The organism is Microbacterium aquimaris, assembly GCF_039531285.1.
GTDB lineage: Bacteria > Actinomycetota > Actinomycetes > Actinomycetales > Microbacteriaceae > Microbacterium > Microbacterium aquimaris.
Window position 1 is genome coordinate 469,532 of sequence record NZ_BAAAPT010000001.1, and the last position, 14,889, is coordinate 484,420.

Sequence of the window (14,889 nt, forward strand, 5' to 3'; positions counted from 1 at the left end):
AGAGGACGGACGGGACCTGGACGAACCCGCCGAGGGCGGAAACGGAGGCATTGTGGCCCGCACACCGAACATCATCCAGATCGTCGTGGACGACATGGGAGTCGGCGACCTCTCCCGGGAGAACGGCGGCGCGTCGTCGACCCCGCGTCTCGACGCGTTCGCCGAGGAGGGCGTTCAGCTGTCGCAGCATTACTCGGGCTCGCCCGTCTGCGCCCCCGCCCGAGCCGCCCTGCTGACCGGCCGGTACCCGCACCGCACCGGAGTGATCGACACGACGGAGGCACGCGGGCTCGACCGCCTCGCCGTCGGCGAGACGACACTGGCGGACGATCTGCGCGCCGGCGGGTACGCGACCGGCCTCGTGGGCAAATGGCACAACGGCGCATTCGATCCCGCGTACCACCCCACCGCCCGCGGCTTCGACGAGTTCGTCGGGTTCCAGGGCGGATGGCGCGACTACTGGGAGTGGACCCTAGACCGCGGCGGCACGACCATGCGCGCCGACGGACGCCACCTCACCGATGTCTTCACAGACGAGGCCCTCCAGTTCGTGCGGCGGCACCGGGAAGAGCCGTTCTACCTCCACCTCGCCTACAACGCCCCGCACTACCCCCTCCAGGCCCCGGAGCGTCTCATCGAACGTTTCGTGGCCCCGGGGCGCACCCGTGCCGTGGCGACGATCTACGCCATGATCGCGATGGTCGACGAAGGCGTCGAACGCCTGCTCGGCGAACTCGACCGCCTCGGATTGACCGAGGACACCATCGTGATGTTCACCAGCGACAACGGCCCGGAGGCGAACGGGACCGGCGAGGCTTCCACCCATCGCTTCAACCTCGGGATGCGCGGCTCGAAGACGCATGTGTTCGAAGGCGGCATCCGTGTGCCCCTGATGGTGAGGTGGCCCGCCGGCCTGCCCGGCGGCGAGCGCGCGGACCTCGTCCACTTCATCGATTGGCGGCCCACCTTGGCGGCCGTGGCGGGGGTGCCACACGTCGGCGCCCTCCCGGTCGACGGGCGGGATGTCTCGGGGGTCCTCCGAGGAGAGTCCACCGACACCGAAGCGCGGTTCTGGCAATGGACCCGCTACCGCCCCGAATCCGAGTCGAACTGCGCGATGCGGGAGGCCGACTGGAAGATCGTCTGGCCGGCGTGGCCGGGTTCCCTCGACGTGACCGCGGAGGACGCGCGTCGTGATGTGGAGATCAAGACGAGGCCACCGGCTGCGTTGGACACCACTCCTCCCCCGAACGTGCCACGCCCGGACGAGGTCACGCCGATGTTGTTCGATCTGTCGACCGATCCGAATGAGACGACCGATCTCGCCTCCTCCCACGCCGGCCGGGTACAGGCGATGACAGACGCGATGCACACGTGGTTCGACGACGTGGAGCGCTCACGCCACGCCGCCGCAACGGTGTGACACTTGCCGGAAGCGGCCCCGTCTGGTTAATTTCTTTCTGTGAGCAATAGAGTCGACCGGGACGGGGTATCCCTCAACGGGGTGATCCTCCGCACGCTCCGCGACGTCGGCCCGCTCTCCCGCGTGGAGCTCACGCGCCGCACAAGACTGTCCGCCGCGACGATCACACGCCGGATCACCACCCTCCTCGCCGAGGGGACGGTGAAGGAGGAGGACGTGGTCAACGAGGGAGCGCTCGGCCGCCCCGCTGTCGCCGTCGCCCTGTCCCGCGCCGCGAACCGGGTCATCGCGGTGCAGATCGGTGTGGGGACGGCCACCACAGCCGTCGTCGACGTGCTCGGCGGAGTGGATCAGGTGGACACGTTCGCGTACGACACCTCGCTGCCGGCGACCGCCGTGATCTCCCGCGTAGCCGATGCCGTGCGAGACCTGCGCGACCCCGCCACCGTGGCGGTCGGCGTGGCCGTGCCGGGGCCCGTCGATGAATCGGGGCGTCGGATGCTGATGCCCATCAACCTCGCCTGGCGCGACGTGCCGATCGCCGATCAACTCGAGCAGGAGCTGGGGCTCCCCGTCGTCGCCGAGCACAACGTGCGCTCGATGGCGCTGGCCGAGGCTCGCTTCGGCGCGGGCCGGTCCCGTCGCAGCGTCGGGTTCATCTATGCAGGCGCCGGCATCGGCGCCGGGCTCGTGGTCGACGGGTCGCCTCTCACCGTGGGGGTGCACGGCGCGATCGAGCTCGGCCACCTGCGGGTCGACCCCGGCGGAGCCGCCTGCGTGTGCGGTGGTCGGGGCTGCCTGGAGACCGTCGCTTCAGCCGAGGCCCTCCGCCGCCGCCACGATGCCCTCCGCATCGCGACCGCACCGGGAACCCACCCCCTGGTGACGCTGTGCGCCTCGGAGGCCGAGGAGGCCCGACGTGACGCATCGCGTGTGCTCACACATCTGGCGACGGGTGTCTCCACCGTCTCGAACCTCATGAACCCCGAGCTGCTGCTGCTGGGCGGGGGCCTGGCCGATCTCCCGCCCGACTCGCTGGACGAACTGATCGCCCAATCCCGCAACGCCACGTTCCCACTGATCCGCGACTCGATCGACATCCGCGCGTCGCGCCTGGGCGCCACCGCAGCAGTCATCGGGGCTGCGTCGGCCGCGCTCGACCGAATCCTCTACTCGTAGACCCGCATCGGAGGCCTCATGCAACCCGGCACCCGCCGCCCCAACGTCGTGATGATCCTCACCGACGACCATGCATCGCACGCGATCGGCGCCTACGGCTCCGTGGTCAACACCACGCCGCGCATCGATGCCCTCGCCGCCGGCGGCGCCGTGCTGGAGAACTGCTTTGCGACCAACGCGCTGTGCTCACCCAGCCGCGCGAGCATCCTCACCGGCACCTACAGTCACGTCAACGGGGTCACCACCTTGGTCACGCCCATCGACGCCTCGCAGCCGACCTTCGTCTCGCTGTTGCGCGAAGCCGGCTACCGCACGGCGATTGTCGGCAAGTGGCACATGGGCGAAGGCCCCGGGCACGACCCGGAGAACTTCGACTATTGGGATGTGCTCATCGACCAGGGCGAGTACCACAATCCGCGGCTGCTCTCCCGAGACGGGCTCCGGAGGGTCGATGGATACGCGACCGAGGTGATCACCGACCTCGCGCTGTCATGGCTCGACGGGTTGGACGGGGACGCCCCGTGGTGCGTGCTGATCTATCACAAGGCGCCCCATCGGCCGTGGGAACCGGACGAGGCCCATGCCGACCTGTACAGGGACCCGATCCCCGTTCCCGACACCTTCGAAGACGACCTCTGCGGTCGCAGCTCCTCGGCCAAGCGCGCCGCGATGCGCGTGGCCGAGCACTTGAGCAAGGAGGATCTCAAAGACGATCCCCCCGCCGGCCTGTCGGACGAGCAGGAGGCCCTCTGGAAGTATCAGCGCTACATGCAGGACTACCTGCGTTGCGTCGCCTCCGTGGACGACAACGTCGGCCGGGTCGCCGATCACCTCCGCCAACGGGGGGACTTCGACGACACGGTGTTCATGTACACCTCCGACCAGGGATTCTTCCTCGGCGATCACGGCTGGTTCGACAAGCGGTTCATGTATGAGGAGTCCATACGCATGCCGTTCGTCATCTCCTACCCGCGCGCCATCCCCGCGGGGTCGCGGCTCGACTCGATCGTGACGAACGTCGACATCGCTCAGACGATCCTCGACGCCGCCGGCGTCTCAAGCCATCCGCGGATGCAGGGCTCGAGCTTCTGGGGACAGCTCACCGCCGCAGAACCGTCGCGTCGCGCCGGTTTCTACTACCGCTATTGGGAGCACGACGACGTCTTCCACAAGGCCCCCGCCCACTACGGGTACCGCACGGAACGCCACAAGCTGATCTTCTACTACAACGACGGTCTCGGCCTGCCGGGGACCGGCCCGTTCACCTACTCGCCGGAGTGGGAGCTGTTCGATCTCGAGTCCGACCCGCATGAGCTGACCAATCTCGCGGACGATCCGGCCTACGCCGCGGTGCGGCAGGAGCTGGAACGGGCGATGTGGCTCGAGCAGGAACGTCTCGGCGACCGTCCGCACCCGACCCAGTGCCGGCCGGCGACCCTTCCCTCGGCCGCCGGCGACTGACAGTCGCACGACGACGGGCCACGCTCAGAGCGTGGCCCGTCGCCTGGTCTCAGCGCCGGCTACTCGGATTGCTCGGCGAGGTAGGAGAGGACCTCCTCCGCGCTCGCCTGGCCCAACAGCGCCTTGTCGAGCTCGTTGTTGAAGGTGTCGCGAAGGTCGAGCCAGTTCGTGGCACCGCCCTCGTAGACCGAGTAGTCGAGGTTTCCGTAGGAGAACTCGCTCGACGGATTACTCAGCACCGCATCGGAATCGGCCATACCCGCGAGCGCCGGCACACCGAAGTTCATCGATGCGAGCACCGTCTGCGCCTCGGGGGTCGACATCGCCTCGATGAACGCCCAGGAGGCGTCAGGAAGATCGGTCTGCGCGCCGACCGAGGCGAGCTGGCCACCGGCGAACATGACCGGGCGCTGATCCTCCAGGAGGAAGAACTCCAGGTCGTCGCAGATCTCCTGCCCGACGTCCTCGCAATCGATATAGCCGCCGAGGAAGCCCATCGCGGCGTCGCCGCTGAGCAGCATCGGCGCACCGGACGCGGACTTCTGCCCGTAGCCGATCACCTCGCGCTCGTTGATCATCTCCGACATCCATTCGAGCGCCTCGACGCCTTCGCCGTCCATGTAGCCCGGCTCGCCGTCCTCATAGAGGTCCCGCCCGAGCGCTCCGAGCACCGACACGAAGCGGTGCCGGTAGCCGTTGGCCGCAGCCCAGAAGTCGAACCCGGGACGGATGATCGTCCCGTCCTCGTCGCGGATGGTGAGCTGCTCGGCCATATCGGCGATCTCCTCGAGGGAGGTCGGCGGCGAATCGGGGTCGAGCCCGGCTTCTTCGAACGCCGATCGGCTGAGTGCGAGCCCACCGGCACCGATCAGGAGCGGATACCCGTAGACCTCGCCGTCGTACAGCGCCGGCGCAACGGCTGCGGGGTTGGCCTGCTCAGCGATCGTGTCGACCGTGACGCCGAACCGGTCGAGGTTGAGGAAGGCACCCTGGGAAGCCAGCGGAGGCACCCATCCCATCCCGGTCACGACGACGTCGTAGAACTGGCCCGAAGCCAACGCCGTCGAGATCTTCTCGTTCAAGTTGCCGAACGTCGCGAAGTCGGGTTCGACCTCCACCCCCGGATACTCCTCGTGGAACGCTGCGACGACGTCGTCGAACGCCGCCTGCCCCTCATTGCTGGCGGGGAAGGTGGGCGCCAGCACGCGGATGGTGCCGGTTACCTCCTCGGGCGCGACGTCCGACGCAGAAGGCTCGCCGGCCGAACACGCCCCGGCGACCATTCCGACCACGGCGAGACCGGCGATCGCGCCGGCATGCCTCATCTTTCCCACGGGAACCTCCTTGTGACCTTCGCGGAAACATCGGCAGCGACGCCGATGTCCTCAGGCTAAGGAAAGCGCGTTCCGTTTTCAATGAGAAAAAAAGTCGCGGCCAGAGACCCCATTCTCCCTGGAGACCTCCGCGCGTCAACCGCCCCATTTAGGGCAGCAATCCCACCAATGCCCCGCGTCCGGCACGGGAAGCGCATCACACTGCACCTTTGAGCTTGTCCGGTGCGCAACGCCATGGTAGAAAAGGTCCTACCTAATCGATTAACATCGAGAACGCACCACCCGCCAGTCCATCACCGTCTGTGCACGCGTTCCCTTCGCGGGCACGGGAGCAAGGGAGCTCACCTTGAGAAGGAAACTCATCACCGCCGTCGCCGCCACCGCAACCCTCGGGTTGCTCGCCGGGTGCTCCGGCACCGACGCCTCCGATGACGGCACCACCACGATCACCTTCATGATCTGGGACAACGGTGCCGAGTCGATCGATGCGTTCAACAGCGTCGCCGAAGCGTTCACCGAGTCGACCGATGGCGAAATCGTCGTCGAGGTCGAGACTCTCAACACCAGCGACTACGACAGCATCGTCGAGACCCGCCTCTCCGGTGGCAGCGGCCCCGACGTCTACGGGGTCAAGCCCGACAACACCGCGCTCTACGTCGAAGGCGGCTTCCTCTCCCCCGTTCAGGACCAGGCCTGGTTCCAGGAACTGTCGGCCGCGGCGCAGGACGCGCCGAACGCGCGCCAGGGCGACGATGTCTACACGTTCCCCCTGAACCGTTCGGGCGAGGGCCTGATCTACAACACCGACCTGTTCGAGGAGGCCGGCGCATCGGTGCCGACAACGCTCCCCGAACTGCTCGAGACCAGCCAGACGCTGCTGGATGCCGGGATCACCCCGCTGGCGATGTCGGCGCAGGATATGTGGTGGCAGGCGTTCATCATCTACCACGCCTCCGCCCAGAACGTCGACTACCTGGACCCCGAGTTCAACCAGGCGGTGACCGCCGGGGAGACGACCTTCAGCGACAACGACGGCTGGATGGACACCATCGAGGTCTACGAGGACCTGATGCCGTACTTCATGCCCGACCCGCTGGGCACGAGCCAGGAAGCCGCGCAGTCCGCGTTCCTCCAGGGCGAGGTCGCGATGTTCCCCGCCAGCTGGATCCTCCCCGAGGTGCGCTCGGCCGGACTGAACGTGGACTACGCCACCTTCCCCACGACCGATGAGTACACCCCCGCCATCTGGGGAAGCTTCAACATCCAGCTGGGCATCAACCCCGAGAACGGCAACGCCGACGCGGCGAACCAGTTCGTCGAATACCTGTACTCCGACGAGCCGTACACCGAGATCCTGACCGCGCTGCGCTCGTTCCCGGTCAAGGACGGCATCGACGTCAGCGGCATCGACCCGCTGTTCCCGACCATGCTTGAGGCATGGGACGGCGTCGAGTTCGTCCCCACGCCCAGCGACTTCTGGAACCCCGGCGTGCAGGACGCGATGAACTCCACGCTCCAGGACGTCCTCGCCGACCGCGCGGATGCCGCGGATGTGTTGGCGGCGATGGACACCGCCAACGACGAGGCCATCGCCAACGGCTGATCCTCACGTCGACAACCCCCGTGGTGAGGAGGGCGGCGACGCCGCCCTCCTCACCACGCGACACAGAAGGCACTGCACATGGCTCAGACAGCGGCGACCGTGACCGCCTCTCCCCCGCCCGCCGGCGGCTCCGGCCCCGTCCGACGGCGTGATCGACGCCAGTGGCTGTTCTGGCTCGCCGTCGCCCCGGCGCTCCTGATCTTCGGTGTCTTCTCGCTGTACCCGGTCGCGCAGGTGATCTACTACAGCTTCACCGACTACAACGGGTTCACCAGCGGCGCCGAGTTCATCGGCCTGCAGAACTACCTGCGTGCCTTCACCGACGAAGACCTGCACGAGGCGATCTGGCACACCGTCGTCTACGCGTTCTTCTACATCATCGTCCAGCTCATCGTCGCGTTCCTGATCGCCGTCCTCCTGGGCGGGCGCCTGCTGGCCGGCAACCTCTACCGGTCGATCTTCTTCGTGCCGTTCATCATCAGCCCCGTCGCCGTCGTGTTCGCGTGGTCGTTCATGCTCGACCCGAACACCGGCACGATCAACACGATGCTCCGCTCCGTCGGGCTGGACTTCCTCGCCCAGGACTGGCTCGGAAACTACGACCTCGCCCTGTTCGCGGTCATCGCCATCGACCTGTGGCGCAACCTCGGTTTCTCGATCGTCATCTTCCTCGCCGGTCTCGGCACGATCCCCGAAGAGGTCGTCGAAGCAGCCCGCATCGACGGGGCCTCGCCGTGGCAGACGCTCATGCACATCACCGTCCCGATGATGAAGCCCACGATCGGACTGGCCACCGTGCTCGCCATCAACGGCGCCCTGCGCGCCTTCGACACCGTGTTCCTCCTCACCCAGGGTGGTCCCGGCGGGCAGACAGAGCTCTACATGACACGGACGTTCGCCGAGGCCTTCTCTTACAACCAGTTCGGCTATGCCGCAGCCCTGACGGTGTTCGTCCTCGTCGCCCTGATCATCATCGCCGGCCTGCAGAACCGGATGAACACCAGCCAGTCCGGAAGCGGAAAGTGAGAATCACCATGCGCACCGTCCGCCGAAGCCTCCGCCCCCTCCCGCGCCATGTCGTGCTCATCCTGATGTGCATCGCGATGGCCTACCCGCTGGCCATCATCGTGCTCACCTCCCTGAAGTCGAACGAGGAGGTGCGGCAGAACCCCACCGGGTTGCCCGAGGTGTGGACGCTGGAGAACTACGTCACCAGCTGGACGACGGGCGATTTCACCCAGCTGTTCATCAACTCCGTCTTCCTCACCTTCACGAGCATGACCATCGCGACCATCGCCGCCGCACTGGCCAGCTACGCCATCGTGCGACGCTTCAGCAAGGTCAGCTCGTTCGTGTACCTCCTGTTGGCCGCCGGCATCTTCCTGCCGCTGCAGCTGGCCGTCATCCCGCAGTTCAAGGTCGTCCGCGACCTCGGCCTGTTCGACACCTACGCCGGCGTCATCGGGATCTATTCGGCGCTGTGCATCCCGTTCGGCGTCTTCCTCATCGCCGCGTTCATGCGGCAGCTCCCGCATGAGATCACCGAGGCCGCCGTCCTGGACGGCGCGGGGTACTTCCGGATGTTCTGGTCGGTCTACATGCCGCTGTCGCGTCCCGCGATCGCGACCTTCTGGGTGCTGCAGGGCGTGCAGGTGTGGAACGACTACCTCGTCCCGCTGCTGTTCCTGTCGGATCCGAGCAAGCGCACGTTGACCACCGGCATCCTCGCCTTCAAGCAGGAGTTCCTCGCCGACTGGGGCAACATCATGGCCGGTGTCGTCATCATGTCCATCCCCGTGATCGTGCTGTTCGTCTTCGCCCAGCGGTTCTTCATCAGCGGCCTCTACGCCGGCGCCGTCAAGTAGGTCGATCTACGGACCACGAGCTCGGGCGGGAACTCCCGGTGGACGGGTCGGGTCGCGCCCCCGGAGACCGCCGCCTCCACCGCCGCGCGACTCATCGCCGACACGTCGTGTCTGACGGTGGTGAGGGGAACGACCGCCAGCTGGGCGAACTCGATGTCGTCGTACCCGACGAGGGCGATCCGCCCCGGCACATCCACGCCGCGCTCGATCAGTGCGTGAAGCACACCGATGGCCAGGAGGTCGTTCCCGGCGAACACCGCGTCGTATCCCGCGAGCTCGTCATCCGACAGGGCGCACACGGCACGGTGCCCGGCCTCGACGGTCGCCGCCTCGAGCGTGAGAGCACGTACCGCGACACCGCGGCGCGCGGCGGCCTGCTCGGCACCGCGTAGACGCAGCTCGAACTGCGCACGAGGACCGCCGACGAACATCGGACGCCGCCGCCCCGCCGCGAGCAGATGGGTCATCGCGGTTTCGCCTCCGGCGAGGTCGTCACCGCTGATCGAGGGGACCGGTGATCGCGATCCGAGATGCCCGAGGCTGACGACAGGTGTTCCGCGGTCGGCGATCGCGATCGCCTCGTCGGGGAGCTCGCCGACCGGCGCGATGACGATGCCGCCCACCTGCTGGGATTCGAAGAACCGCAGGTACGCCAGCTCGCGGGAGGCGTTGTCGGAGCTGTTCGCGTTGAGGATGAAGTGCCCCGTCACCGCCGCCGCATGCTCCGCCCCGGTTTCGAAGGCCGTGAACGCGGGGTTCGCCGCGTCGTTGACGATGAGGGCGACGGCATTGCTCCGTCCCCGTCGGAGCTGGCGCGCAGCCTCGTTACCCGTATAGCCAAGCTCCTCGACGGCGGCACGGACCCTCTCCAGGGTCTCCGCGGAGACCCGCGTGGGGTCGTTCAGCGCGTACGAGACCGTCGCCGTCGAGACACCGACGTAGGCGGCGATGTCGGCGATCGTGACCCGTTGCGGGCGACCCGCCACGGCACGGCGCGATCTGGCCACGATGCCCCTCCCTCCCGCGTGCGATGCCTGCTGGCCTCAGTCGAGGTGGAAGACCTCCGGAAGCGTCTTCCACCACTCCCCCTCGGCACGATCATCGAGAGGGCGCTGCAACGGCTCCATCACCGACCACCATTCCTGCGTGACCGGGTCGGCCGCGATGCCGGCCATGTCGGCTTCGTAGTCGTCCCCCGTGTACTCCATGTAGGAGAACAGCAGATCGCCGTGGCGATAGATCGAATAGTTGCACACGTTGTGCCGACGAAGCGCATCCAGCACACCGGGCCAGACGTCCGCGTGATAGCGGTCGTAGACCTCGACGTTCTCGGGCGGCAGGCCGATCACCGATGCGATGCGGCGCACGCTCATTGCGGCCTCACCCGCAAGTGGGTCACGCCGCCGTCGACCTCGAGCGCGGTCCCGGTGATCGAGGCGGATGCCGGGCTCGCGAGGAAGACGATCGCATCTGCCACCTCATCCGGGGTGACCATGCGTCCCGTCGCCTGGCGGGCATCGAGCGCCCTGCGCTCGGCCACCGGGTCGGGGAACTTCTGCAGCATCCGCTCCACGAAAGGCGAAGACACCGTCGCCGGGCTCACAGCGTTGATGCGAATGCCTTCCCGGACGTGGTCGGTGGCCATGGCGTAGGTGAGAGAGAGCACCGCCCCCTTGGATGCCCCGTACAGTGCGCGCTGCGGGAGACCGTTCAAGGCGGCGATCGAGCAGACGTTGACGATGGCCGCGGCCGACGACCGACGCAGCCACGGCAGTGCCGCGGCGCTGACGCGGGCCATGCCGACCACGTTGATGTCGAGCACGCGGGCCCATTCTGCGTCGTCGTTCTCCTCGACGGTGCCGACGGCGCTGATGCCGGCGTTGTTGACCACGATGTCGATACCGTCCGCCGCGTCGGCGGCCTCGGCGACCGCCGCCTCGACGGAGTCGCGGTCGGTGACGTCGGCCACGATTCCCCGTAGACGCTCGTCGAGACCGTCGACCGAGATGTCCAGCACGGTGACGCGTGCTCCGGCCTCGAGCAGTGCCCGAGCGGTGGCGTTGCCGATGCCGGAGGCACCGCCGGTGACGATGGCGTGGAGCCCCTGGAGCGCGCTCATGCTTGCACCATCACCTGTCGTGCACGTCCGAGGCCGTCGATCTCCAGCTCCACCACATCGCCTTCCTTCAGGTAGGGCTTCGGGTCGGCATGACCGAGCGCCACGCCGGCCGGCGTGCCGGTGTTGATGACATCGCCCGGGTTGAGCACCATGAACTGACTCAGGTACCAGACAACGTGGTCGATCCCGAAGATCAGGTTCGCGGTCGTCCCGTCCTGCATGAGGGTGCCGTTGACCCACAGGCGCAGGCCGAGCGAGCCGGCATCGTCGATCTCCGTCGCGGGCACGAACCAGGGGCCGAGGGGGTTGAACGTCTCGCAGCTCTTCCCCTTGTCCCACTGTCCGCCACGCTCGAGCTGGAACTCGCGCTCCGACACGTCGTGCGACAGGACGTACCCGGCGATGTGGGCCGCGGCGTCCGCCGGCGCGTCGAGATACCGCGCGGTGCGGCCGATGACCACGCCGAGCTCGACCTCCCAGTCGGTCTTGGTCGAAGCCCGCGGCACCATGACCTCGTCGAACGGTCCCACGACCGTCGAGGGGTCCTTCATGAAGACGACGGGCTCCTCGGGGTACGCCGCGCCGGTCTCATCGGCGTGATCCCGGTAGTTCAGGCCGATGCACACGATCTTTCCGGGCCGCTCCAGCGGTGCACCGAGGCGCTCCCCGTCGATCGAGACCTCTGCGAGCTCACCTGCGGCGACCGCCGCGCGCACCCGCTCGACGCCGCCGCCGGCCAAGAATGCGCCATCCAACGCCGCCCCGACGGCGTAGACGCGTCCGTCGATCTCGACAACGGCTTCCTCGGCGCCGAAGGAGCCGACCCTCATGAACTTCATCGCTGTCCTTCCAGAACGGGTCCGCGGGATCCCGCCACGCCGCTCGCGCGCCAAAAAGCGCCGTCGGGGTAACGGAATTCTTCGATGGATGCGGCGTACATCTGAGCGCTGTAACCAGGCTGCGAGGGGAGGCGGTACGCGCCGTCTTCGACGATGCAAGGGTCGACGAAGTGCTCGTGGAGGTGGTCGACGAACTCGGTGACCCGGTTCTCGAGGGTCCCCGACACGGCGACGTAGTCGAACACCGACAGATGTTGGACCAGTTCGCACAGGCCCACCCCGCCGGCGTGGGGGCATACCGGCACGTCGAACTTCTTGGCCATGAGATACACGGCGAGGATCTCGTTGATGCTCGCCAGGCGCGCCGAGTCGAGCTGGCAGAAATCGATCGCTTCGGCCTGGAACATCTGCTTGAACAGGACCCGGTTCATCCCGTGCTCGCCGGTGGCCACCCCGATCGGGGCGACAGCCGCGCGCACCGCGGCATGTCCGAGCACGTCGTCGGGGCTGGTGGGCTCTTCGATCCACAGCGGCTTGAACTCCGCCAACCGCTGCACCCACTCGATGGCCTCCGGCACATCCCACACCTGGTTCGCGTCGATCATCAACGCGGCATCCCACCCGATGACCTCCCGGGCGATCGAACACCGCCGGATGTCATCGTCGAGGTCACCGCCGACCTTGAGCTTGATGTGCTTGTAGCCGGCGTCGACGGCCTCCTGACACAGCCGGCGCAACTTGTCATCGGAGTAACCGAGCCACCCCGCACTGGTCGTGTAACAGGGGTAGCCCGAGGCCTCGAGCTGGGCGATGCGCTGTTCGCGCGTCGGCACCATCTCCTCCAGGAGCGCAATCGCTTCCTCACGCGTCAGCGCATCCGACAGATAACGCATGTCTGCGACGTCGACGAGCTGCTCGGGCGTCATCTCGGCCAGCAGGCGCCACAGCGGCGTGCCCGCCCGCCGCGCGGCCATGTCCCAGACGGCGTTCATCACCGCGGCCAGCGCAAGGTGGACGACACCCTTCTCCGGGCCGAGCCACCGCATCTGAGAGTCGCTCTGCAACTCACGGTAGACACCCCCGAGGTCACCGACGACCTCGTCGACGTCCCTGCCGATGAGGGGAAGGGCGCGCTGTCGGGCGGCCTCGACACACAGGTCGTTGCCGCGCCCAATGGTGAAGGTGAAGCCGTAGCCCGACAGGTCCGGATCGTCGGTACTCAGCTCGACGTACGCCGCCGAGTAGTCGGCGTCTTTGTTCATGGCGTCGGATCCGTCCGCCGATGCCGAGGTGGGGAACCTCACATCGCTGACGGTGACGGCGGTGATGGTCGTCATCGGGTTTCTCCTGTCGGGGAAGGGAAGTCTTCGTCGATGAGCCCCTGCGCCTGCAGGTCGCTCCACAGAGCATCGGGGACGGACGCACCGAACCGCTCGAGGCTGCTTTCGACGTGCGCGACGGTGCGCATGCCGATCGCCACCGAGGCGACGGCGGGATGCAGCAACGGGTAGGCGACGGCGGCTTCGGGCAGCGTCACACCGTGTCGTTCGCATACCGCGGCGATGGCGCGGGCGCGCGCGATCATCTCCGCGGGGGCCTGTTCATAGTCGAACTTGGCGTCCTCGGGCACCGTCTCGGCGCTGAGCAGACCGGAGTTGTAGACCCCCGCGACGACGACATCGACGCCCTTCTCCGCCGCCGCCGGCAACAACTCGCGCAGCGCCTCGGGGTCCAGGAGCGAGAACCGCCCCGCGACCATCACCACGTCGAGGTCGACCTCGCGGATGAAGCGTGTCAGCATCGGCGCCTGGTTCATCCCCGCGCCGATCGCGCGGATCACGCCGGCCTCGCGGAGCCTGACGAGCTCGGGGAAGGCTTCGGAGACCACCTCGTCGCCGTGCTCGTCGGGGTCGTGCAGATACACGATGTCGATACGGTCGAGACCGAGACGCTCGAGGCTCTCCTCGAGGGAGCGACGCACACCGGCCGCCGAGAAGTCCCACTGCCTCCGGAGAGTAGCCGGCACCTCGAACTCGGAGTCGGTGTGGCCCTCGCCTCCCGGGTTCGAGACGAGGAGCCGCCCCGCCTTCGTGGAGAGCACGAACTCGTCCCGCGGCTTGCCCGCCAGGACGGTCCCGAGGCGACGCTCGGACAGCCCCAGTCCGTAGTGGGGGGCCGTGTCGAAGTATCGGATACCGCCGTCCCAGGCCGCCTCGACGGCCGCGTGGGATTGGGCGTCTGTGGTCTGTCGGTACAGATTGCCCAGCTGCGCCGCACCGAAGCCGAGCTGCGAGAGCTCCAGGCCCGTCCGTGTGCAGCGGGTACGCGGGATGCGGGGTGTGTCAGGATCCGTCATCGACAGGCCTCTCTCGGGGGTCTTCCGGGTCCCATCGGCCGGCGGCGCCCCGCAACCAGGTCTCGACACCGGCGATGTGTGTGGTCATGAGCGCGCTGGCGAGGTCTGCGTCGCCGGCGCGGATCGCATCGAGGATCGCGCGGTGTTCAGCGAGCGTGCGCTCGACGGCTCCCCCCTGCGACAGACCACGCCAGACACGCGCACGCACCGTGCTGCTCGAGAGGGTGTCGAGCATTCCCGACAGGTAACGATTGCGCGCGGCCGAGGCGATCTCACGGTGGAACACGGTGTCGTGCTCGACCAGATCATCGACGCTCTCGGCGCCACGCGAACTCTCCAGGATCTCCTCGAGTCGCGTGACGAGGGCCGGAGTGGCACGGGTCGCGGCCGCGCGAGCAGCGGCGGCCTCCAGGACGCGGCGCACTCCGAACATCTCGATGAGGGTCGCGTCGTCGTGGATGTCGACGAGGAAGCTGATTCCCTCGAGGAGAAGGGTGGGCTCGAGGCTGGTGACATACGTGCCGTCGCCCCGGCGCACCGAGAGCACGTTGATGGTCTCGAGCGACTTGACGGCCTCCCGGAGGGAGTTGCGCGAGACGCCGAGACGTTCGCCGAGCTCACGCTCGGGGGGAAGACGATCCCCGGGATGCAGCTCGCCGGCCTGGATCATGCCCTTGATGGCGGCGATGGCGTTGTCGGTCTGCGACATG

General features: G+C 67.6%; 14 protein-coding genes. 6 read left to right on the forward strand and 8 right to left on the reverse strand.

What is annotated here, in order from left to right; all coding sequences use genetic code 11:
- Positions 1 to 52: 52 nt before the first annotated feature.
- From ABD204_RS02280 to ABD204_RS02290, 3 genes are read left to right on the forward strand one after another with little or no spacing between them, the layout of a single operon-like run.
- Positions 53 to 1,423: a sulfatase-like hydrolase/transferase gene (locus ABD204_RS02280; protein ID WP_194423088.1), complete on the forward strand. Its 1,371-nt coding sequence runs from the start codon at positions 53 to 55 to the stop codon at positions 1,421 to 1,423.
- A gap of 39 nt (positions 1,424 to 1,462) precedes the next feature.
- A complete protein-coding gene (locus ABD204_RS02285) occupies positions 1,463 to 2,602 on the forward strand; it encodes an ROK family transcriptional regulator (protein WP_194423089.1) in 1,140 nt (379 codons plus the stop codon).
- Positions 2,603 to 2,620: 18 nt separating this feature from the next.
- Positions 2,621 to 4,063, forward strand: coding sequence for a sulfatase family protein (locus tag ABD204_RS02290; protein WP_194423090.1), 1,443 nt, complete (start codon positions 2,621 to 2,623; stop codon positions 4,061 to 4,063).
- Positions 4,064 to 4,122: 59 nt separating this feature from the next.
- On the opposite strand, the gene ABD204_RS02295 is transcribed toward ABD204_RS02290, so the two are convergent.
- Positions 4,123 to 5,388, reverse strand: coding sequence for an extracellular solute-binding protein (locus ABD204_RS02295; protein ID WP_241747838.1), 1,266 nt, complete (start codon positions 5,386 to 5,388; stop codon positions 4,123 to 4,125).
- A gap of 355 nt (positions 5,389 to 5,743) precedes the next feature.
- Between ABD204_RS02295 and ABD204_RS02300 the strand changes: the two genes are divergently transcribed.
- The 3 genes from ABD204_RS02300 (at position 5,744) to ABD204_RS02310 (ending at position 8,865) form a co-directional block, all read left to right on the forward strand.
- On the forward strand, positions 5,744 to 7,000 hold the full coding sequence (locus ABD204_RS02300) for an ABC transporter substrate-binding protein (protein WP_194423092.1): 1,257 nt from the start codon (positions 5,744 to 5,746) through the stop codon (positions 6,998 to 7,000).
- A 78-nt stretch (positions 7,001 to 7,078) separates the two neighbouring features.
- Positions 7,079 to 8,026, forward strand: a complete 948-nt coding sequence (locus ABD204_RS02305) for a carbohydrate ABC transporter permease (protein WP_194423093.1) — start codon at positions 7,079 to 7,081, stop codon at positions 8,024 to 8,026.
- Between the two features lie 8 nt (positions 8,027 to 8,034).
- Positions 8,035 to 8,865, forward strand: coding sequence for a carbohydrate ABC transporter permease (locus ABD204_RS02310; protein ID WP_194423094.1), 831 nt, complete (start codon positions 8,035 to 8,037; stop codon positions 8,863 to 8,865).
- Here the strand turns inward: ABD204_RS02310 and ABD204_RS02315 are convergent.
- From ABD204_RS02315 to ABD204_RS02345, 7 genes are read right to left on the reverse strand one after another with little or no spacing between them, the layout of a single operon-like run.
- Positions 8,844 to 9,872 (reverse strand): LacI family DNA-binding transcriptional regulator, encoded by a 1,029-nt coding sequence (locus tag ABD204_RS02315; protein ID WP_194423095.1) that lies wholly within the window; start codon positions 9,870 to 9,872, stop codon positions 8,844 to 8,846. The two genes, ABD204_RS02310 and ABD204_RS02315, sit on opposite strands and share 22 nt — an antisense overlap.
- A 36-nt stretch (positions 9,873 to 9,908) precedes the next feature.
- Positions 9,909 to 10,238 carry an L-rhamnose mutarotase gene (locus ABD204_RS02320; RefSeq protein WP_206697122.1) on the reverse strand — a complete coding sequence of 110 codons (330 nt, stop codon included), beginning with the start codon at positions 10,236 to 10,238 and terminating at the stop codon, positions 9,909 to 9,911.
- Entirely contained in the window at positions 10,235 to 10,984 is a 750-nt protein-coding gene (locus ABD204_RS02325) for an SDR family NAD(P)-dependent oxidoreductase (RefSeq protein WP_194423096.1), read from the reverse strand. Before ABD204_RS02325 ends, ABD204_RS02320 begins: the two co-directional genes overlap by 4 nt.
- Positions 10,981 to 11,823, reverse strand: coding sequence for a fumarylacetoacetate hydrolase family protein (locus ABD204_RS02330; protein WP_194423097.1), 843 nt, complete (start codon positions 11,821 to 11,823; stop codon positions 10,981 to 10,983). Before ABD204_RS02330 ends, ABD204_RS02325 begins: the two co-directional genes overlap by 4 nt.
- Positions 11,820 to 13,160 (reverse strand): L-fuconate dehydratase, encoded by a 1,341-nt coding sequence (locus ABD204_RS02335; protein WP_194423098.1) that lies wholly within the window; start codon positions 13,158 to 13,160, stop codon positions 11,820 to 11,822. The genes ABD204_RS02330 and ABD204_RS02335 overlap by 4 nt, the downstream gene beginning before the upstream one ends.
- Complete coding sequence (locus tag ABD204_RS02340) at positions 13,157 to 14,179, reverse strand: aldo/keto reductase (RefSeq protein WP_194423099.1); 1,023 nt, start codon at positions 14,177 to 14,179, stop codon at positions 13,157 to 13,159. The genes ABD204_RS02335 and ABD204_RS02340 overlap by 4 nt, the downstream gene beginning before the upstream one ends.
- Positions 14,166 to 14,888: a FadR/GntR family transcriptional regulator gene (locus tag ABD204_RS02345; protein WP_194423100.1), complete on the reverse strand. Its 723-nt coding sequence runs from the start codon at positions 14,886 to 14,888 to the stop codon at positions 14,166 to 14,168. The genes ABD204_RS02340 and ABD204_RS02345 overlap by 14 nt, the downstream gene beginning before the upstream one ends.
- Between the last annotated feature and the right edge of the window lies 1 nt (position 14,889).